The sequence below is a fragment of the Campylobacter troglodytis genome (assembly GCF_006864425.1).
Taxonomy (GTDB): Bacteria; Campylobacterota; Campylobacteria; order Campylobacterales; family Campylobacteraceae; genus Campylobacter_D; species Campylobacter_D troglodytis.
The window spans coordinates 1-20,802 of record NZ_QHLI01000038.1; the positions used below are offsets into that span (position 1 = coordinate 1).

Consider the following 20,802-nt stretch of genomic DNA (forward strand, 5'->3'; position numbering starts at 1 on the left):
TCGTAACACCTTTGGTTGCTTGATTATAGCCAAGGATAGAATAAGGGATAAAAATAATCCAAGGCTTTTTGCCGATAATATCTTAAAAGCAGATTCTAGTAGGAAAGATGAGCTTGCAAAGGCTTTAAGTGTAAATGGAGCTATAAATTCATATCTAGCAAAGGCGCAAAATAAAAATGCACTAAGCATAAACGAAGTAATAAATAATATTGAAGTTAGGATTATAAATAATTTCAAGTCCTTAAATTCAAAGAATTCACAAGCTACAAGCTTTCTTGTAAAAGAAAAAGAGCCTAAATTCAAAAAGCAACTTGAGCTGCCTTCAAATCTCATAAGAATTGAAACAGAGGATAGCAGCGAGGAGTTTATAGAGCTAGAGTTTGTGAAAGAAAATGCAGAAAAAAACTGGATAGATCTAAGCTTAAAAACCCTAGATATTGCTGGAAATACTCCATTACCACATACAAAAATACTAAAAATACCTAAGCTAGTGAAAGCTGGATATAATGGAATAAAAAAAGTAGTGCAATTTGGTAGTAGGAGTTTAACAAGGCAAGAGATTTTAGAAATATTAAGTGGCATGCCAAAGGGATTAAAGCTAAATGGTAAGCCAAGAAGTAGAATATACACAGTTAAAAATACACAAGAGCTTATGAAACTATGGGAGATCCTAACTAGGAATTTTAAAAAAGAACATATTCAATCAAGCAAGAAAGGAACAAGAATTACTAGAGTTTTAGACGATGACATAGAAATATCTTTAAGAAATTATTCAAGCAAACAAAGTGCTAATACCCCCACAATAGACATAAAGATGGGTAACAAAGATTATAAAATCCATATTAAAGAAGATTGATGATGCGGCTTGAAGTTATAGAAGGCGTAGGAGATGGTATATTTACACAGTGGGATCTTATGCTTGATTTATATATAAAATCATATATTGATGTTTTTGCAACAATTCCGCTTGGTATTGAAAATAGCGATATAGTAGAAATTATTGAGTATCATATTTTACAAGAATTAGATTCTTTTGATGCATGCTGTGAAATTGATAGAATGTTCACATTATATAGCGACAAAAAATACGAGGACAAACATATTATAGTGCTTGGAGAATTATTTTTAAGCGATATGATAGATTTTTATCTTGTAGATCTTGACAACCAGCCTACTTTATCGCAATACAAAGATGATAAATATCAAGCTTGGATTTATTTTAGAGATAATTTTATTTACAAACGATGTTTTAATGCATATGATTTTTGTGACACTTCTTGGGATACTCCACACAATTGGAGTCGCTATAATATAAATGCTACAATAACCCCCAAAGGCACAAAATACTTCAAAGAAGTGTTAGCACCTAAATTTTACAACAAATACAAGGACTTAGAAGTTGAAGTAGATGATGAAGGAAAGGTTATCAGGTGGATAGGGAGTATTAATAGATAAATGCAATGTTTAGAAGTGGCAAAAGAATTTAATTGTAGTTTGAAAGCAGATTCTGGTAAGAAAAACAAGCTTGCAAGAATGCTAAATCCAAACGGAGCGATAAATTCATATCTAGCAAAGGCGCAAAATAAAAATGCACTAAGCATAAACGAAGTAATAAATAATATTGAAGTTCGGATTATAAATAATTTCAAGTCCTTGAATTCAAAGAATTCACAAGCTACTAGCTTTCTTGCAAAAGAAAAAGAGCCTAAATTCAAAAAGCAACTTGAGCTGCCTTCAAATCTTATAAGGATTGAGACAGAGGATAGCAGCGAGGAGTTTATAGAGCTAGAGTTTGTGAGAACTCATTTAGGACAAGAAGCTAGTGGAGAGATAATCCCCTTGCTTTCTCCCTTTGAGCTTTTTTCTTTTAAAAGAGCTTTTGGTAGGGGATTTGGGGGGAAAAATGCAATAAAGGCTTTTAAAAAAGAGGATATGGAAGAATATCTAATCACACAATATAAGTTAAAAACTCACATAGAATTAAAAAATACAAGCTACAATAAACAAAGCAAAAATATCTTGTGGGCTAAAGATAAAGAGCATATACAAGAAATAGCAAATGATTTATTAAAAAATTCCAAATATCTAGGCAAAAAAGAAAAAGAGATAAGGCTACAAGATAACAATTTAAATAATTTTAGCGAAGAAATAAAAATTGATGTATATCTTTTAGAAGATGAGATAACGAAGGTAAATTTAAGAGACAATTCTAAAAGTGGTGGTGCTACAATCGACATTATGTATTAAAATATAACAAAAACAAAAATTCATAATCTTAAAGATAGAAGATGAAATACAAGATCTTAAAAGACATAAATTTCAATGGCTTGTTTGTTGATATACCATTAAAGTTGGCAAAAAAATTAGATAGATATTATGAACTAAAATTATTTTTAACTGTGCCAAATTTAAATAAGGTCGATGTCTTAGAGCTTTTTGAGTGTGAGATCTTGCATGGAAGTGGCTTTAATGGAGAAATAGATGAGACGGTTTTCTCTGATTATTTGCTTAATTTTTATGAAAAGCAAAGCCTTATGGCAAGTTATGTAGATGATTACATAGCCTTAATAGGACAATTATTTTTGGCCGGATATATTGGTTTTTATAGATCACTTTATGAAAAAAATGAAGCACAAACAGAACAAATTTCTTTTTTATCAGAATATAAAAAAGAAAAAATTTATGAGGTTTGTAGGTATTTTAGAGATAATTATTTTGGCTCAATTAAACTTAATAGGATTTTCTCTTATCAATTTTAGCAAATTTTGATAAAGATTTTATCCTAAATTTTTCGTCTTAATTCTGTTTCTTTTAAGTGAAGGACAAAATTTTCTTTCTTTATGCCACGAAATTTAGCAAGTGTCAACTTCGCAAAGCCCCAGAAATTATCTATGCCGTTTATGTGATTTCGTCCATTTGCAAACTCATTTTTGCTATGTTTTACTCGGTAATGAGCCTTTGCTCCTTCTGCTTACAGTTGCAAGACGAAACGAAGCAAAAAATCCACCAAGGCACCGTAGGCTTTGAAACTTTCCTGTAAATTTCACACTCGTTAAGCTCTTCAAAGTCCCTTATGATAGGCAATAGCTCTTTGGCAGAGCAAGTGTTTGAGCGTATACACTCGTGCGATTGCATTTTAGCATCCCTTCTCGCAGAGGGACGAGTGCGTAGCACAAAGTAAAAACACAGACGTTTTCTTGCCAACTCCACGCCCCCTTTTGCCACGCACTCTTTTTGCACCGAAATAACTCTCATCAACTTCGATTTCACCGCTCGTTTTGCTAATTTTTTCACACTCTTTTGCAATTAAAATGCGAATTTCTTTGAAAATTTTGCACAAACTTTGTTGTGAAATTTTATAAATTTCAGCGATTTTTTTCGCCTCTAAATCAATTCTTGCAAAGGGACGAGCCACAAGGCGAAGTAAAAAATAACGCAAAATTTCTCTAAATTTCTTTTGAGACAATTCGGGAACGGACTTTTGTTTTTCATAGGCGTTAACTTAAAAACCTTTCAATTTGGTTTAAGTTTAATTGAGCCAAAATCTAAAATGCCTTGTGAATTTATAGAAAGCCTAAAAATTTATTTAAAAATTAGTGCTTTTGTGAATTTTTTATCTAAGATAGCATTAAAGGCATTATAAAATTAAACAAGATTAAAGCTGCACCTCGCTTAAAAGCACCCCAAAGATCATCATCAAGGCAACAAGGACTATGAGAAGGGCTGAGAGTTTTTGTATTAAAACCGCTCTTTTTGCTAAGAATTTGCGAAGCATTAGCCCTCCAAACATATAAAGGCACATATCTGTAAATTCTATCAAGGCTATTAAAGAAAGTATAAGCACAAAGTTAAGATCAAGGGGATCAGAGCGGTTTAAAAAGGGAGGTAGCAAGGCAACAAAGGCGGCCCAGGCCTTGGCATTACTAATACAACTCATAAAGCCATAAATGAAAAGCTTACTGGTTCTTGCTTTGGTATCTTGCGCGTTAAATTCAAAATTTTTGGCATTTTTGTATATATTAAAGGCTAGAAAGATTAAATAACAAGCACAAGCACACATAAAAACAGTAAAAACAAGCTCATTTGCACTAAAAATAACCCCCACTCCAAGCCCACAAACAAAGCCCACCAAAACAAGCCCCAAAACAGCTCCAAAAATCAAAGGCATGGTCTTCTTCCAACCAGCACTCATAGCAAAGCTCATAGCAAGAAGCATATTAGGACCTGGAGTTATACTAAGGGTAAAAAACAAAAGGGCAAAAAAAGCCAAGCTCATAGCTGCTCCTTAGGTGCTTTTATTAAATAATTTCTTGCTAGTTTTTAAAAAAATTTAAAGTTGAAAGCTTTAAATTTGGCATTATAACACAGTTAAGGCTAAATTTTAATAACTGTTGTTTAGCTGTGTAAGCTTACACTTTCTTTTAAGGATAAGATTTTTAAATTTATTACTGTGCTTGCAAGTATGTTAAGAGCTATTTTAAAAAATGTTAAATTTAGCAATCAAACTAGGCTTTAATAAAAATATCACTTAATAAAATTCACAGCTTGAATTCTCTTTAAAGGTTAAAAAGTTTAAACACAGTTAAATCAAGCTAAAATTTTTAAGGCAATTGATACTTTTAGTTGATATAATTACAGCCCAAAGCTTGGTAAAATAGATCTTAGCATATATTTTTCCCTACATTTAAAAGCGAAAATTTAATCAATTTTAGAGTGCTTTTGTGCTGATATTTGCGTAAGCAAAATCGCTGTTTTATGTAAGGTTGCTCGCCCTTGTGTTAATAGAATAGTGCAACAAGCTTTTGATAGCAAAAGAATGTGAGAAACTTTCTAAAATGAGCGGTGGGATTGAATAGAATAAAAGTTACTTCGGCGGTGTGTGTGACAAATGTGGGCGTGAGGCTGGTCGTAAAAGTTTTTACTTCGTGCTACGCACTCGTCCCTCTGCGAGAAGGAATGCTAAAACGCAATCGCACGAGTTTATACGCTCAAACATCGCTCTGCCAAAGAGCTACTGCCGATTATAAAGGATTTTTCGGAGCTTGAAGAAAGTGAAATTTACAGCGATAAGCTTAAAGCCTACGGTGCCTTGGTGGATTTTTTGCTTCGTTTCGTCTTGCAACTGCGTAGTAGAAGGAGCAAAGGCTCATTACAGGGTAAAACACAGCAAAAATGAGTTTGCAAATGGACGAAGCCACATTAACGGCATAGAGAATTTCTGGGGACCTTGCGAAGGCTAGATTAAGTCAGTTTCACGGGATTAAAAGGGAATTTTTCACGCATTTGAAAGAAATTGAATTTAGACACAATGTCAAGGTTAAAAACGAAAATTTGTATAAAATTGTGTTAAAATGGCTTAGGAAAAATCCTAGGTCATTTAAGCTAAAAGTATTAATCGCCATTTTTAAGGGACTTTTTCAAAAAAGTATTGATTTATAGGCGAAAAACGCTTTTGTCAAATTTCAGAGCAAAATTTATGCAAAATTTTCAAAGATCCTCGAATTTTAATAGCCAAAGAGTGCTAGAAGGTTTCTAAAATGAGCGGTGGGATTGAAGTTGATGAGAGTTATTTTTTGCTTCGTTAAACTCGCAACTGTAAGCAGAAGTGGCAAAAAAGGGGGCGTGAGGCTGGTCGTAAAAGTTTTTACTTCGTGCTACACACTCGTCCCTTTGCAAGAAAGAGAAGCGACGCAAGATTTTATAAAACAGCCTAAAAACAAATTTATAAACAAACAAAGCCGTATCAACTAAATTGCGAACTTTTTTGATTGGTGTTCTTGCAAGTGCGCAACAAAAGGGCTTTTGCGAAATTTAAATCTGACAAATTTCGTGCAATTAAAACAAGAAATTTATCCTTCACTTAAAAGAAACTCCATTAAGACGAAAAATTTAGGACAAAATTTTCATCAAATTAAAATTGCTAAGCCAAAATCCTCCTAGGTTTAATTGAGCCAAATCTTATTAAAAATGATAAGACATCGACAGCTTAAGTTTAATTAAGCCTTTTATTATAGTTTAAACTATATCAAACTTTTTGCTATGTCCTAGTCTTGCCATCTTTTGCTGATAGCTTAAAATTACAAACTCAGATCCTTGCCATCAAAGCTCTTTGTTGATGGCTTAAAATTATAAGCTTAGATCCTTTGCAACAAAGCTTTGTTATAAGTGCGCCTTGTAAGGCATTTTTTGACAATTTTTTTGACAAAGAGATATTTTAACAAGCCTATGCAAAAAACTCCTTATATCAAAGGGCTTAATATGCTTGACTTTTAAGGCATTTTTTAGTAAGATCCTATTTTTCATTTGCGGGAATAGCTCAGGGGTAGAGCACAACCTTGCCAAGGTTGGGGTCGCGAGTTCGAATCTCGTTTCCCGCTCCACTACACCCTTAAATCCAGTATTTTAATCCCCTCTTTTTTTATCTGTCTAAAAAGATCCTCTTTTAGAGATTCTCTTAGTTTTTCCAGCTCCTTAGCTTGCAAATTTTTTGCCTCACCTAAGGCCTCATTTTTAGCTTCTAAATTCAAGGTGCCTAGATCTTGAGTCTTTAAATTCAAGCCTTGCAAATTCTCATTTTGAGCTTGTAAGCTTTCAGTGCTTCTTTGTGTAGTGTTAGCATTTGCCAAATTTTCTTTTTGGCTGTCTAAATTCAAAGAGCTTGTGTTAATTTTTTGAGTGTTTGAATTTAAATCTTGCAAGGCTTTGTTTTCACTGTTTAAATTTAAAATCTTTGTGCCATCTTGCTTACTATTTAAATTCAAGTCTTGCAAATTCTCGTTTCGTGTCTTTAAATTCAAGCCTTGCACATTTTCGTTTTGAGCTTGCATAGCCTCAAAGCCTTCATTTGAAAGGCTTGAATTTCTTGTTTCTTTAAGCCTATCTTCTTTTGTTAATCTTTCAAACTCCACTGGCTTTTGGCTTTTAAACTGCTCTAACTCAATACTATTTAAGGCTGCAAGTCCTTGTTCTAAGATCTTTTTTTCTATATTGCCATCTAGCTTTTCTTTCATTTCTTTTACAAGCTCTTCAAGCATCCTTTTAAGCTTTTCTAAGAGCAGCTTTAAAAGCTGAGAACCCTTACTGCTTTCTCCTACCCCATTTTCTATTACAGCAGCCTCAGTTAGGGCTATAAGGGCATCTTTGTCTCTAAATTCCTCAGTAAAGCTGATTTTATTATCTCCGTTTAAATCTCTAAGCATGATCTGATTTAAGGCTAGTTCCATATTAGCATAATCATACAAAAATTTATTAGAACTATCTGTGAATTTAAGCCTTTCTCCACCTTGAAGTCTTAGCTCGGTAACGCTTGAGGGGCTTCTTGAATTGGTAGCAAGATAAGGGGCATTATACAAAAAGGTATCAAAAAGCTCCTCTTTTTCAAGGGCTGCACTTTTGTCCTTATCAGCTGCTAAAAAATTTAGATCATAAGCCACATTAGCAAACCAGCCCGAAACAAAACGTTCAGCATCCCCATTAAGCCTTATGATTCCATCATCTCTAAGAAAATAATTATCCTTGCTTGTGAAATTTTTAAGTATATTAAACATATTGGCTAGGTTTAAATTCACAGTTACTATCCTACCGCTTTTTTCATCCTCAAAGGCTACCTTAAAAAGCTCACCACTTAGATATGCACCAGGACTGTCGCTTGTTTTTATCACATTTTGTAGGGGGGATTTATTTTCTTCGATCAAAGTAGCCTGATCCTTAAAGGCTAAATTTGCCTTTCTTGAATGTATCAAGGTATCATAAAGCCCTCTTAGTCCAATTCCCGATGAAAGAGTGATGGAAGTATTCATTTTATCCTCATACCCTCTCTTAGATTACACAAGGCAGTATCTAATGCATTAGAACATTCACATTTACGCATATAGCAAGGCTTATAAGCACCTACATAAATACAACTTTTTTGTGTAAGACAAGCTGCTCTATCCTCTACATTTTCAGCCATTGAGAATGAAAAAAATGCAAACTTTTTCATAAGAACTCCTTGTGAATTCAAACTTAGGAATTTAGGCATTGCGAATTTAGATCTTGCAAATTTTAGATACTTTTAAAATAATCGACACTTTTTTATATTTGTTTAGATCTTTTTTGTAAAAATTCAAGCTCATAAGAATTTTTTGATGCAAACACTATGTGTAAAAATATTTCACAAAGCCTTCACATAGCCTTCACTCTTGCTTCACAAAAGCTTGATAAGATTTTCACACAATTTCAAATGAAGGAGGGTTCAATGAAACTCAAAGGATCTTTGCTAGCCTTGCTAGTTGGTGCTAATTTAGCCTTAGCAGATATGGTTGTACCTGCCAGTCAGCTACCCACAGCTGCTCAAAACTTCATCAACACTCATTTTAAGGGTGTGGGGATAGGGCTTGTCGAAAGGGATATGAACTCTTTTGATGTGATGCTTACAGATGGAACCAAGATCGATTTTAACATAAACGGAGAATGGACCGAGGTAGATGGCAAGTATAAGCCCATACCAACAGCCTTTGTGCCTGCTAATGTGCTTTCAAGAGTTGCAGCTACTCAACAAGGTGCTTCCATCATAGAGGTAAAACGTGAATTTGGTAGCTATAAATTTAAATTCAACAACAGAATGAAGGTTTATACAGACGCAAATGGCAATGTCTTGGGGCAAAAATTTGACGATTAAACCTCACATTTAGATCCTACTTAGGATCTAAATGTAGCTTATAATGCTTTTTGACATTAAACTTTATCCTTTTGACCTTACTTGGCATTTTAAGCCTAGCTTTTTTATAAAATTAGACTAAATTAAGCTTAAAGCAAAGGGTTTTTAAGCTAAATCCTCTTAAAAACAAAAATTCGTTTTCAAATTTCGCCAAATGTAAGGGAAATTTTGAAGTATATTTTTACTTCGCCTTGTGGCTTACAACCTTGCAAGAAACTACTAATTTATAGGCCAAAAATGCTCAAATTTGTAAGCTTTCTTGCTCTTGTATTAATGCAACTGTGTAGCAAAGCTTCAACAATAAAACAGTATGAAAAATCAACAAAATGAGCGTTGAGTTTGAAGTTAATGAGAGTTATTTTTTGCTTCACTAGCAACTGCAAGTACAAGGCAAAGAGTGGTGTGAGGTAAGCGTGGACATGGAACTAATCGCAAAAGTTTTTACTTTACTACACACTCGCAACTGTATATTAGAAGTGGCTTTGCGACATTTGCTTTGCTAACTTTAATGGCTAAAAGAGAAAATTCTGTCCATCACTTGAAGGAAATAGAATTTATCTATAGGCTCAATTAAACTTAACAGAATTTTCTCTTATCAACTTTAATAAAATTTGATAAAAATTTTGTCCCAAATTTTTTGTATTATATCTAAATTCTGTTTCCTTTAAGTGAAGGATAAAATTTTCTTTTTTTATCCCACGAAATTTGGCAAGTGTCAACTTAGCAAAGCCCCAGAAATTCACAATTTTGTTTATGTGGTTGTGTCCCTTTGCAAACTCGTTTTTAGAGTGTTTTACTCGGTAATGAGCTTTTACTCCTTCTGCTTGCAGTTGCGAGTGGAACGAAGCAAAAAATCAACCAAGCCATCATAAGCCTTCCAGCTGTCGCTGTAAATCTCGCACTCGTTAAGCTCCGCAAAGTCCTTTATTATAGGCAGCAACTCTTTGGCAGAGCAAGTGTTTGAGTGTATAAACGCAGCCGTTTCGCTTTAGCATTCCAAACATAGGCGTTTTCTTGCCAGCCCCACGCCCACGCTTACCGCGTACCCTTTTTGCTCCGAAATAACTCTCACTCTCTTCAATCTCACCGCTCATTTTAGATATTTTTTTACATTCTTCGGCTATCAAAATGCGAATTTCTTTGAAAATTTTGCACAAACTTTGCTCGGAAATTTGATAGAGTAGAGCGTTTTTTCGCCTTTAAATCAAGGCAGAAATATCTCAAAATTTCCCTAAATTATATCTGCGAAATTCGGAAACGGACTTTGTTTTTCATAGGCGTTAACTTAAAAACCTTTCGATTTAGTTTAAGTTTAATTGAGTCTTATCTATAATACGAAAATTCAAGGTCAAGATTTGTATAAAATCTTGCTAAAAATGATGAGAAATCAAGCGATTAAGTCAAATTGAGCCACTCGTTTTTATTGTGTTTTACTCTATAATGCACCCTTGCTATTTCTTTCAAAGTTGCGAGTATAAAGAAGCAAAAAATACAAATTTCCCTTTGGCAAAATTCACAAACGAAGCTTTGTTTTTTACAGTAATTAACTGAAAAGCTTTTAAATTTGCTTGAAGTTTAATAAAGCTATTTTTAAATTTGATTTAAGTTCAATGAAACATTGAGGATTTAGTTTAAAGGGGCGAGTGCTTTAACTGTGTAAATTTTACACAGTTAAAACAGTTTTCAAAAGCTAGATTTAATATTTTTTAACAAAATTAGCCAGACGCTCTAAGCCTTGAATGATATTTTCCATACTTGTAGCATAAGAAAGCCTACAATATCCATCCATCCCAAAGCCAATTCCAGGCACAAAGGCCACCTTTTCTTGCTCCAAAAGCCTTTGACAAAACTTCATTGAGTCCTTTTCTATTGCCTTGATATTGACAAAAAGATAAAAGGCACCCTGAGGCTTATAAACGGTTAAGCCTTGAATTTGCCCTATAAGCTCACAAGCCTTGTTTCTTCTTTTTTCAAATTCTTGTCTCATAAAATTTAGATCCTCATCAGCCTTGCCAAGTAAAGCAGGAATGGCTGCGTGTTGAGTGATGGAGCAGATATTTGAGACGCTTTGTCCTTGAAGTTTTTTTACAGCACTGTTAAGCTCAGAGTTTTTACTTGCCATATAGCCAAAACGCCAACCCGGCATAGCCCCACACTTACTTAGCCCATTTATGGTAACTGTTCTTTTAAGTGTGTCCTCATTTAAGGAGGCAAAGGCTGTGAATTCAACCCCATCAAAACGCAATTTCTCATACATCTCATCGCTTAAAACCATGATCTTTGTGCCTTCTAAGACCTTTGCAAGCTCTATTAACTCAGCCTTTGAGTATATGCAGCCTATTGGATTGCTTGGGGAGTTTAGCATTAAGAGCTTTGTTTTAGGAGTGATCGCCTTTTTGAGTTGATCGGCTGTAATTTTAAAGCCATTTTCCTCAGCCCCTTCTATGAAAACAGGAACCCCACCTGCGTATTTTACCATTTCAGGATAGCTAACCCAATAAGGACTAGGGATCAAAACCTCATCTCCTTCTTCTACAAGGCTTTCAACGCATTGAAAAAGTGAGTGTTTGGCACCTACATTTGTGATAATCTCCTTTGTTTCATAATCTAAGCCGTTGTCGTTTTTTAGTTTAAAACGAACTGCTTCTAGGACCTCAGGGATGCCAGCTACATTGGTGTATTTTCCACAACCTCTCTTTATGGCTTCAAGGGCAGCATCTTTTATGATCTGTGGGGTGTCAAAATCAGGCTCACCAGCAGAAAAGCTTAACACATTTTCTCCCTTTGCCTTTAAATCATTGGCAAGGGCTGTGATTGCTAGGGTAATGGACTCTGAAAGAACCTGAACTCTCTTGCTTAACATAATTTGTCTCCTTTTTGTTGTATTTTTATTTTATATTTATACAAAAAAAGCTTGAATTTGTCAATAAATTTTTAATAGTTTTAGCTCAGGTAAAATTAAATTAAACTTAAATATTTTAAGCTTTTTCAAGCTTTTTAAAAATCTTGATTTTTTAAGTTTGTCGTTTTAATTTGTGCAAGAAAGAGGCTTGATGAGTGGCTAGTTCCTACAAAAAGATCTTTTTTGGAAGGCTTATTTATATCTTTATTTCTTAAAAGACAGCATTTTATGAGCTATGAGGTGATAAGGCTTGTTGGAAAAAACTTAACATATTAGCTTAAATTGAGTATTCTCATTTTTCAAAACATTATTAATCTTAGACAAGGCATTTGTCATCTTAGAAGAAGCGATAAATTTAGACACTGCCACAAAAAATTTCAGCCCACAAGCAAATTATAAAAATTCACGCAAAGATGTGAATTTTTGAGCCTCTTCGTTACAAGAGTCTAAGAATGACAAAGAAATATTTTTGAAAAAAATCCTTCTTGTATAAAAGCTATGCTAAATTAAACTCAATAGGATTTTCTCTTATCAGTTTAAGCAAATTTTGATGAGAATATTGCCTTAAATTTTTTCTCTTAATTTCTTTTAAATGAAGCATAAAATTTTCTTTTTTAATTCCACGAAATTGAGTAAGCCTAAACTTTGCAAAGCCCCTTCTGCTTGCAGTTACAAGACGAGTAACACGAAGCAAAAAAATTCACAATCGCATTGATGTGGTTTTGTCCCTTTGCAAACTCTCTTTTGGAGTGTTTTACCCTATAATGTGCCTTTGCACCTTCTCGCAAAGGGACGAGTGCATAGCACGAAGTAAAAAATTCACCAAGCCATCATGGGCTTTGAGGCTATCACCATAAATTTCACATTCGTTAAGCTCAGTAAAATCCCTTATGATAGGCAACAGCTCTTTTGCATAGCAGTGTTTAACGATCTGTGTATAGACACAGCCGTTGCGTTTTAGCATACCTTCTCGCAAAGGGACGAGTGTGTAACACGAAGTAAAAACACAGGTGTTTTCAGCCCCACACCCACGCTTACCACGCACTCTGCAAACCCCTTCTACTACGCAGTTACAAGCCACAAGGCAAAGTAAAAAATAACTCTCATCAACTTCAACCGCTCATTTTAGAAAGCTTCTCGCATTCTTTGGCTATCAAAATGCGAATTTCTTTGAAAATTTTGCACAAACTTTGTTGTGAAATTTGACAAAGCCCAGCTATTTTTTACCTCTAAATCAATTCTTGCAAAGTGAGGGAACTGCAAGGCAAAGTAAAAAATACTTTAAAATTCCTTAAATTATATCTGCGAAATTTCGTGAACAGATTTTTGTTTTTCATAGGACTTAGCTTAAAAACATTTTGATTTAAGTTTAACTGAGCCATTTTTTAAAAAAATCAATTGTTCTATAAAAAGCTATCTTTGTTTAAGCGCTTTAAGCTCCTCTTCAAGCTCTTTGATCCTCTTTTCAAGCTTTTCAAGCTTATCCTCACTGAATTTATCAATGGCCCTTGAGTTTTTTTCTGCCTTGTTTTGCACTATGTGGGCTGGAATGCCAACCACAGTAGCATTTGCTGGTACGTCTTTGACGACAACGGCATTTGATCCTATCTTGGAATTTTCTCCCATTGTGATGTCGCCTAGAATTTTAGCCCCAGAGCCTATGACAACCCCACTTTTGATGGTAGGATGCCTTTTTATATTTCTATCAAGGCTAGTGCCACCTAAGGTAACACCTTGATATATCAAAACATCATCTTCTATGATGGTGGTTTGCCCGATCACAACCCCATTTGCATGATCTATAAAAATTCTCCTTCCTAGCTTTGCACCAGGGTGAAGATCAACTCCTGTAACAAACTGTGAAAACCCACTGATAATGCGAGCAAGCCTTTTGCACCTTCTTACATACAAAAAATGTGCAAAGCGGTAATTTACCACAGCCCAAACACCAGGATAATTAAAAAACAACTCCCACACCGAATGATACGCAGGATCTTGTAATCTTGGCTGCGTAAAATCCTCCTTAATAATACTCCAAAAATTCATATCACACATCCACTGTTTTAAGATAGCCATTATCGTTTAAAAATAGATAAAGCTCTCCTAGAATTTGTTTTTTTTGCTTTTCGTTTATTAGATTTGAATTTGCAATCTTTTCGTTTAAGATGTCCATAATCAAATGCACATCATAGTCTAGATCATCTAAGATGTCTAAAATGCTTTGTGATTCTATTATGTCTTTTATTTCATAGTCCTTATCATCTATATGAATTGTTGCTTCGGTTGGATGGACAAATAAATTATGCTTCATTCCCAAAACTTCCTGATAAGCACCTATTAAGAAAAAGCCTAGAAAATAATTTTCCTCTTCTAAATTTATATCGTGTAAGATTAAAGGATTATCCTTTGAATAGCTTATTTCCCCATCTGAATCACAAGTAATGTCCCAAATATTAGCACTCAGCGTTGGCTTTTTGTCTAAATGAGTTAGAGGCATTATGGGAAAGCCTTGTTCTAAGCCCCAAAAATCAGGCATTGATTGAAACAAGGAAAAATTTATTAAGTATCTTTCTTGCACCTCATCTTGCAAGGCTAGAAGATCAGGAGAATGAGGAGCTTCTCCAAGTAATTTTGTAGCCTTTTTTATGATTAAATGAACTAGAATTTCACAGTTTGATCTATCTTGCAAATCCACATAGCCAAGATCAAATAAAGTCAAAATGCTTTGTAAATGATCCGTGCTATCGTGCATATATTCAAGGGCATTTTCGCTATTTATACTCTTATATAGATCATAAAGCTCATCTATAAGCTTTGGATTTTTTTCCTTTAAATTCAGCTTGTTTTCTGTGTATTCGTGAGAAAAAAGCTCCAAAACAGGAGCGATTAAAACTGCGTGATGAGCGGCTACAAAGCGGCCACTTTCTATGAAGATATCAGGTTCAAGATCCTTTTTTTGCTCTGCTATGCTTTTTAACAAAAAGACCATATCGTTTGCATATTCGCTTAAAGTGTAGTGTCTGCTTTTTTCATCCTTTGACTGCGAGTACTCAACTGCTAACCCTCCTCCTAAATTTATGGCTTTAAGATTTTTTGCACCCATCTTGCGAAGCTCTGTGTAGATATTACCCACCTCAATCAAAGCCTTTTTAAGAGGGTGAATTTCTGTAATTTGCGAGCCAAGATGAAAATGTATCATAGTGAAAAAATCAAGCAAATCATTTTTTTTCAGCAAATTCACAGCCTCGATTAGTTCAGTTGAAGTAAGCCCAAACTTTGAATTTATGCCCCCACTTTTTGCCCAAATGCCTACTCCTGCCGAGTGCAGCCGCACACGTAAACCTATGTTTGGCTTTGGCTTGAACCGCTGCTTTGCAATGTCAATGATACTTTCAAGCTCGTTTAGCCCCTCGATGGTAAGAGTGATATTATGCCCCATTTCCTTGGCGATAAAGCCCATATTTATAAGCTCTCTATCCTTAAAGCCATTTACGGTGATGGGTGCTTTTTCGTTATTATAAGCCATAGCGAGTAGTAATTCTGCCTTTGATCCTGCTTCAAGTCCGTAATTATAGTCCTTGCCAAACTGAACCAAATGTTTCACAAAGCCGGGGTATTGATTGACTTTGAGCGGATAGACGGCGTTGAAACTACCCTTGTAGTCAAATTCCTTTTTAGCCCTTTCAAATTTGGTATAAATTCTTTGAATTTGCTTTTGTATGAGATGAGGAAAACGAAGCAATAAGGGACCCTTGTAGCCATCATCTCGCAAGGCTTTTACTATGTCGATGAGGGCTGGCTTTTTGCCGTAATTTACACAAACCTTGCCGTTTTTAATTATAAAATTATCAGCACTCCAAATATCTATGCCATAATCTTTCACGCATTTTCCTTTGAAAAATATGAAATGAAAGCCTAATTTTAGCAAAACTTTGGCTAAATTTGGCTTACAGTGCGTTAAATTTTTGTGTGATTGATACTTTTATGCTCTTAATTTAAGCAAAATTAGCTTGTTACCGTCAATTAAATTTTGCAAGTTGTGAATTTTAGATAAAGATGCCTTGAAGCTGTGAGCTTTTTGCTTGTAGAAGTTTAAAATGAGAGCTTGAATTTTTGTCGGACAAAGCATTGCGAGTTATCTCAAAATGCCGACATTTGTCATATAAAGCGTTGCGAAATATCCACAAGGCTTTGTCATTTTAAGCCTACGAAGTAGGCGAAGAAGCTGTCAATTCAAGGCATTTTACTATAAAATTCGCGGATTCTTCGCTTTTGCAAGCAAAAGCTCAGAATGACGAAATAGATAAAAATTCACGCAAATTCAAGTAAAATTCACGCAAAGTCTAAAAAATTCACAAAAATTTAAACAAAATTCAAGCAAAGCCGTGAATTTTTTGGCACTTTTTAAAAAAAATCACGCAAATTCAAAAAAAATCACAATTTGTCATATAAAGCGTTGCGAAGTATCCACAAGGCTTTGTAATTCTGAGCTTAGACAAGCGAAGAATCTCAAAATGTAAAATAAGAGATATTTCGGCCAAGCCTCAATATGACAAATTTAGAGATTTTTTTTGCTTCGGCTACGCCTTGCAACCCGTTGGGTCGCCTTTTTATAAAAAAGCTCAAAATGACAAAAGAGATAAAAATTCACACAAAGCCTTAAATTATTTGCTTAAAATTCACGCAAATTTCACGCAAAACCGTGAATTTTTTGACATTTTTTAAAAAAATTCACATAAATTTCAAAAACCCCCCACGCAAATTCAAAAAAATTCATACAAATTCACAATTTGTCATATTGAGCAAAGAGAAATATCTAAAATTTTGCTTATATGAAATGAAATTTAGCTAACTTAGATCTTTAAAAATTTAGCTGAGTATATTTTTAAAGACTAGCATATTAAGATCTATTGAGGCACATTTGCAAAGAAGGACAAAAACTTTTAATCTCCCCTCCTTGAAAGAGGGGAAAAAATGAGAGTCTTTAAAGCCAATACATATAAGCTAGGGTGGCTATGATAACCGAGCAAAAGACATTAAGCCAAAGCCCAACTCTTATCATTTGACTTTGCTTTATGTAGCCTGTGCCAAAGACTATGGCATTTGGTGGGGTGGCAACAGGAAGCATAAAGGCACAACTTGCTCCTATGCCTATAATGAGGGCAAGTCCTAAAGGAGGTGCTCCAAGGCTTTCTGCTATGGAGATAAAAAGAGGCACAAGCAAGGCTGCCGAGGCTGTGTTTGAGGTAAATTCAGTTAAAAAAGACTATGAAGGTAGCCACAGCAAGTGCGATTAAGAACAAATGCCCTCCTTGAACCAGCGAGATAAGTGCATCTGCCATTAATTTACTAGCACCTGAGTCCTTTAATAAAGCACTCAAAGTAATGCCTCCTCCAAAGAGCATCAAAACTCCCCAGTCTGTGTTTTCTTGCACCTTCTTCCAACTTACAACACGAAAGGTGCAAACCAAAACCGCTGCAAGTATGGCTATTACGCTATCAAATTGTCCCATCTTAGCTGATAAGCCTATGAGAGAGGAGAAGAAAGGATTTAGCCAACTTGAAAAGATCCAGCACAAGGCAATGAAGGCAAAGATACACAGGGTAAGCCATCTTTGACCGTTCATAGTGATTTTATCCTCAAAATGAACATCAATATGATGTGCCAAATTTGGCTTTAAGACAAAATAAAGGGTTGCTATCATCAAGGGCATAAAGATTAAAACAACAGGAATGCCATATTTAAGCCACTCAGCAAAGGTAATGTCTATATTTGCCGCTACTATGGCATTTGGAGGGGTGCCTACCAAGGTTCCCATACCACCTATGCTAGCACTATAAGCTATGCCAAGTAGGACAAAGACGAAGGTGCCTGGATTTGACTTAAAATCAATTTGAGAGAGCATTCCTATGGCAAGTGGGAGCATCATAGCTGCTGTGGAGGTATTACTCATCCACATAGACAAGAAGGCAGTTATGGCAAAAAGATAGATTATTGCTAGGCCAAAATGTCCCCTTGCAAGCAGCAAGACCCTTTGAGCTATGAGCTTGTCAAGCTCTTGATAATGCATAGCAGCAGCCAAGGCAAAGCCACCAAAGAACAAAAATATGGTTGGATCAGCAAAGCCGTGCAAGGAGACCTTGGTACTCATAAGTCCAGTAGCCACAGCCAAAACAGGGATCAATAATGCCGTAACTGTCGTATGTAAGGCTTCTGTAAGCCACAAAACAGCTATGAAGACTAGGATGGCTAGGCCTTGATTTACCTTTGTTTCAAAGGGCAGCAGCCAAAGTAGGACACCAAATAAAATTATATCCACAAGCACTATGGCTATTTTGACGATAGATGACATTGATAACTCCTTTGTTGGATTTAATTTTAAGCATTTTAGCATTAAAGGCTTTGCTTTTAAGCCCTTTGTTTGCTAAAATAAATAGCAATTTATAAAAACTGTTACTAAAAAGCACAAAGCAAGGCTTTTTAACTGAGGCAATTTTTCAAACAAAGAGCTTGAATTTACAAGGCTTTTTTGGCTTAATTGTGATGTGAAAGAAGGATAAGAGTTTTTGCGTGTGAGAAGTGGAAAGATTTTTAAGTATCTTTTGAGAATTTGAAAAAATTTGGCTCAATCAAACTTAATTAGAATTTTCTTTTATCAACATTTAATAAATTTAGGCTCAATCCAACTTAAGCGCTTGATTTCTCATTATTTTTAGCAAGATTTTATACAAAGCTTTACTTTAAATTTTTGTCTTAATTCTGTTTCTTTTGAGTGAAGGACAAAATTTTCTTTTTTAGTCATTAAATTTAGCAAGTTTAAAATTCTCAAAGCCTCTTTTGCTTGCAGTTGCAAGACGCTTAGCACTGTAAAAAAAAATTCACAATTGCATTTATATGCTTTTGCAAGGGTGCAAACTCATTTTTGTTGTGTTTTGCCATATAACTTTACACCTTCTTGTAAAGGGAGGCCTAGCGTTGTAAAAAATCAACCAAGTCATTGTCAGTTTTGAAACTTTTCTGTAAATCTCGCATTTGTTAAGCTTTGCAAAGTCCCTTATAATAGACAAGAACTCTTTGGCGGAGCAATGCTTGAGCGTATAAACTCGTGCGATTTCGCTTTAACAAGCCTTTTGTTTACAGTTGCAAGAGCACGAAATGAAAACATAGGCATTTTTGCCAGTCCCACATCCACGCTTGCCACGCATCCTTTTTGCACCTTCTACTCCGCAGTTACGAGCCTAGCGTTGTAAAAAATAACCCTCATTAACTTCAAGATCAGTACTTATTTTAGAGACTTTTTCACATTCTTTAAGGGTTAAAATGCGAAGATCTTTGAAAATTTTACACAAACTTTGATGAGGAATTTGACAAAGTAGAGCGTTTTTTCGCCTTTAAATCAATTCTTGCAAAGTGAGGGTCCTACAAGGCGAAGTAAAAAATAACGCAAAATTTCTCTAAATTTCTTTTGCGACAATCTGAGAACGGATCTTTGTTTTTCATAGGACTTAGCTTAAAAATTCTTTGTTTCAAGTTTAATTGAGCCAAAAATTAAAGGTGTTTTTTAATGTGTAAGAGGGCTTAAAATTTTTTGCGAGGGTGTAAAAGCTCACTGTGTGAGTTAAAATGGTGTCCCGTGTTGGGATCGAACCAACGACCGCCTGATTAAGAGTCAGATGCTCTACCAGCTGAGCTAACGAGACAGTTTCTAAAGGCTTTTGTGAAAAATTTAAGCTTTGTTGAATTTATCTTAAAAGGTATCTTTAAACAAAGCTTTTTAAAAAGCTTTGTTTAAAACTAAGTTGATTTTAATCAAAGCTCTTTTGTAAAAATCTTTGCCACATTAATCTTTGTGCTAAGCATTTTAAAACAAAGTTTCTTAGATAAAGCCTAGTTTATTTCAAAAATATTTTACAAGCAATTTATCAAGCTAAATGTTTTCAAATTCTTACAAACTTCTTGCTTTTTAAAACAACTCAAAGCACTCTTAAATATGCTTTTGAAAAACTGACAAAGTTATGAAACAAAGCAATGTTTTTAAAAAATCATTTACAAAGCTTTTTAAGCTAAAGGACCTTAAATAAAAAGCCTTGTGGCGCAGCGGACGGGGCTCGAACCCGCGACCTCCGCCGTGACAGGGCGGCATTCTAACCAGCTGAACTACCGCTGCGTACCAGAACACAGATTACGGATTACAAAGGACGGAAGTTCAAAGTGCTTTTTGTTTTGCAAAAAGCTATTTTAATGTGCTTACAAACATTTTAAATCTTGCAAAAAAGCTATTTTATAAAGGCTACAAAGATTTAAATCTTGAAAAAGTTACTTCACTATGCTTAAAAACATTTCAAAGCTTGTGTAATTTTATTTACCAAGCTTGTAGAGATTTAAAGCCTTGCAAAAAGCTATTTCGCCACAAAAATTCACAAAAAGACTTTTAGCACAGTTAAAAACACTTTTGCCACATTTTAAAGCAGTTTAAAAAGCATTTTGCTTAAAACAAAGCACAAAAATTCGCTTTTTGCAAAACAAAAAGCACCTTGAACTTTCGTCCTCTGTAATCCGTTTTCCGTAATCTAAATGGTGGTCGCTATAAGACTCGAACTTATGACATCCACCTTGTAAGGGTGGCGCTCTACCAACTGAGCTAAGCGACCTTGCTTTTGGGCTGATTTAAGTTTATCTTGCCCTTCGTCTCGCTAAATGGCGACCCCTAGAGGATTTGAACCTCTGTTTCCAAACAGAGAGAATGGTGTCCTGAGCCGCTAGACGAAAGGGTCAAACCCTTGGTGTCCCGCGTTGGATTCGAACCAACGGCCCCCTCCTTAAAAGGGAGATGCTCTACCGGCTGAGCTAGCGAGACGAAATAACAAAAGTAGGATTATACTATAATAAAAGCCACTTTGTCAAGCTTAAAGGCAAAATTTAGCTTTTAAATTCAAGCTCTGTGAATTTAAGTATTTTTTAAGTTTAAATTAATTAAAATATCAACTTTAATTTCAAGGAAAGGACAAAGATGAGTTTAAAGCATTTAAATTTGCAAGTTTTAAATTCAAAAGACTTGTCAAGCATTTTTGCAAATTTTGCAACTGTGTCTGTAAATTCAAAGCCCACTGCAAACAAAATTTCCACACAAATCCTTTCAAACAACACCTCAATGATGATGCACACGCTTGTGTGCTAGTATTTTCTTTTTGATAACTCATA

At 34.9% G+C, this 20,802-nt stretch carries 17 protein-coding genes, 6 tRNA genes and 4 pseudogenes; 11 read left to right on the plus strand and 16 right to left on the minus strand.

The window, feature by feature from the left end:
* From DMC01_RS13535 to DMC01_RS08410, 4 genes are all read left to right on the plus strand, one after another.
* The coding region (locus DMC01_RS13535) for a hypothetical protein (protein WP_185908828.1) at positions 1-856 on the plus strand (856 nt) is incomplete at its 5' end.
* Positions 857-858: 2 nt separating this feature from the next.
* Positions 859-1,455: a hypothetical protein gene (locus DMC01_RS08400; RefSeq protein WP_142693794.1), complete on the plus strand. Its 597-nt coding sequence runs from the start codon at positions 859-861 to the stop codon at positions 1,453-1,455.
* Positions 1,456-2,247, plus strand: coding sequence for a hypothetical protein (locus tag DMC01_RS08405; RefSeq protein ID WP_142693795.1), 792 nt, complete (start codon positions 1,456-1,458; stop codon positions 2,245-2,247).
* A gap of 41 nt (positions 2,248-2,288) precedes the next feature.
* On the plus strand, positions 2,289-2,759 hold the full coding sequence (locus DMC01_RS08410; RefSeq protein ID WP_142693796.1) for a hypothetical protein: 471 nt from the start codon (positions 2,289-2,291) through the stop codon (positions 2,757-2,759).
* An 18-nt stretch (positions 2,760-2,777) separates the two neighbouring features.
* Here DMC01_RS08410 and DMC01_RS08415 read toward each other — a convergent pair.
* Both DMC01_RS08415 and DMC01_RS08420 read right to left on the minus strand, forming a co-directional pair.
* Positions 2,778-3,466: pseudogene (locus tag DMC01_RS08415) on the minus strand (IS1595 family transposase).
* A gap of 189 nt (positions 3,467-3,655) precedes the next feature.
* Positions 3,656-4,276, minus strand: a complete 621-nt coding sequence (locus tag DMC01_RS08420; protein ID WP_142693797.1) for a LysE family translocator — start codon at positions 4,274-4,276, stop codon at positions 3,656-3,658.
* A gap of 601 nt (positions 4,277-4,877) precedes the next feature.
* Between DMC01_RS08420 and DMC01_RS14500 the strand changes: the two genes are divergently transcribed.
* The 4 genes from DMC01_RS14500 (at position 4,878) to DMC01_RS08435 (ending at position 6,380) form a co-directional block, all read left to right on the plus strand.
* On the plus strand, positions 4,878-5,027 hold the full coding sequence (locus DMC01_RS14500; protein WP_221887148.1) for a hypothetical protein: 150 nt from the start codon (positions 4,878-4,880) through the stop codon (positions 5,025-5,027).
* A gap of 24 nt (positions 5,028-5,051) precedes the next feature.
* A complete protein-coding gene (locus DMC01_RS14505) occupies positions 5,052-5,240 on the plus strand; it encodes a hypothetical protein (RefSeq protein ID WP_221887149.1) in 189 nt (62 codons plus the stop codon).
* 319 nt (positions 5,241-5,559) lie between these two features.
* Positions 5,560-5,751: a hypothetical protein gene (locus DMC01_RS08430; RefSeq protein ID WP_142693798.1), complete on the plus strand. Its 192-nt coding sequence runs from the start codon at positions 5,560-5,562 to the stop codon at positions 5,749-5,751.
* Between the two features lie 554 nt (positions 5,752-6,305).
* A tRNA-Gly gene (locus DMC01_RS08435) sits at positions 6,306-6,380 on the plus strand.
* On the opposite strand, the gene DMC01_RS08440 is transcribed toward DMC01_RS08435, so the two are convergent.
* Positions 6,381-7,799: a hypothetical protein gene (locus DMC01_RS08440; protein WP_142693799.1), complete on the minus strand. Its 1,419-nt coding sequence runs from the start codon at positions 7,797-7,799 to the stop codon at positions 6,381-6,383.
* Entirely contained in the window at positions 7,796-7,981 is a 186-nt protein-coding gene (locus tag DMC01_RS08445; protein ID WP_142693800.1) for a hypothetical protein, read from the minus strand. The genes DMC01_RS08440 and DMC01_RS08445 overlap by 4 nt, the downstream gene beginning before the upstream one ends.
* A 255-nt stretch (positions 7,982-8,236) precedes the next feature.
* Between DMC01_RS08445 and DMC01_RS08450 the strand changes: the two genes are divergently transcribed.
* Entirely contained in the window at positions 8,237-8,659 is a 423-nt protein-coding gene (locus tag DMC01_RS08450) for a PepSY-like domain-containing protein (protein WP_142693801.1), read from the plus strand.
* A gap of 605 nt (positions 8,660-9,264) precedes the next feature.
* Here DMC01_RS08450 and DMC01_RS08455 read toward each other — a convergent pair.
* The 5 genes and pseudogenes from DMC01_RS08455 to speA form a co-directional block, all read right to left on the minus strand.
* Positions 9,265-9,925, minus strand: a pseudogene (locus DMC01_RS08455) (IS1595 family transposase).
* A 469-nt stretch (positions 9,926-10,394) separates the two neighbouring features.
* Positions 10,395-11,561, minus strand: a complete 1,167-nt coding sequence (locus DMC01_RS08460; protein WP_142693802.1) for a pyridoxal phosphate-dependent aminotransferase — start codon at positions 11,559-11,561, stop codon at positions 10,395-10,397.
* Between the two features lie 535 nt (positions 11,562-12,096).
* Positions 12,097-12,823: pseudogene (locus DMC01_RS15185) on the minus strand (hypothetical protein); the annotation flags it as partial.
* A 190-nt stretch (positions 12,824-13,013) separates the two neighbouring features.
* Positions 13,014-13,646, minus strand: a complete 633-nt coding sequence (gene cysE / locus DMC01_RS08470) for a serine O-acetyltransferase (RefSeq protein ID WP_142693811.1) — start codon at positions 13,644-13,646, stop codon at positions 13,014-13,016.
* 1 nt (position 13,647) lies between these two features.
* A complete protein-coding gene (gene speA / locus DMC01_RS08475) occupies positions 13,648-15,483 on the minus strand; it encodes a biosynthetic arginine decarboxylase (protein ID WP_142693804.1) in 1,836 nt (611 codons plus the stop codon).
* Between the two features lie 704 nt (positions 15,484-16,187).
* On the opposite strand from speA, the gene DMC01_RS13545 reads away from it, so the two are divergent.
* Positions 16,188-16,325 carry a hypothetical protein gene (locus DMC01_RS13545; protein WP_185908830.1) on the plus strand — a complete coding sequence of 46 codons (138 nt, stop codon included), beginning with the start codon at positions 16,188-16,190 and terminating at the stop codon, positions 16,323-16,325.
* Positions 16,326-16,584: 259 nt separating this feature from the next.
* Here DMC01_RS13545 and DMC01_RS08480 read toward each other — a convergent pair.
* From DMC01_RS08480 to DMC01_RS08505, 7 genes and pseudogenes are all read right to left on the minus strand, one after another.
* Positions 16,585-17,953: pseudogene (locus DMC01_RS08480) on the minus strand (SLC13 family permease).
* Positions 17,954-18,655: 702 nt separating this feature from the next.
* Positions 18,656-18,817 carry a hypothetical protein gene (locus DMC01_RS13550; RefSeq protein ID WP_185908831.1) on the minus strand — a complete coding sequence of 54 codons (162 nt, stop codon included), beginning with the start codon at positions 18,815-18,817 and terminating at the stop codon, positions 18,656-18,658.
* A gap of 408 nt (positions 18,818-19,225) precedes the next feature.
* Positions 19,226-19,301, minus strand: a tRNA-Lys gene (locus DMC01_RS08485).
* Between the two features lie 390 nt (positions 19,302-19,691).
* Positions 19,692-19,768: transfer RNA gene (locus DMC01_RS08490), tRNA-Asp, on the minus strand.
* Positions 19,769-20,176: 408 nt separating this feature from the next.
* Positions 20,177-20,252 (minus strand) — tRNA-Val (locus tag DMC01_RS08495).
* 47 nt (positions 20,253-20,299) lie between these two features.
* Positions 20,300-20,375 (minus strand) — tRNA-Glu (locus tag DMC01_RS08500).
* 7 nt (positions 20,376-20,382) lie between these two features.
* Positions 20,383-20,458 (minus strand) — tRNA-Lys (locus DMC01_RS08505).
* 153 nt (positions 20,459-20,611) lie between these two features.
* Between DMC01_RS08505 and DMC01_RS13555 the strand changes: the two genes are divergently transcribed.
* Positions 20,612-20,779, plus strand: a complete 168-nt coding sequence (locus tag DMC01_RS13555; protein ID WP_185908832.1) for a hypothetical protein — start codon at positions 20,612-20,614, stop codon at positions 20,777-20,779.
* The last annotated feature ends 23 nt before the right edge of the window (positions 20,780-20,802 follow it).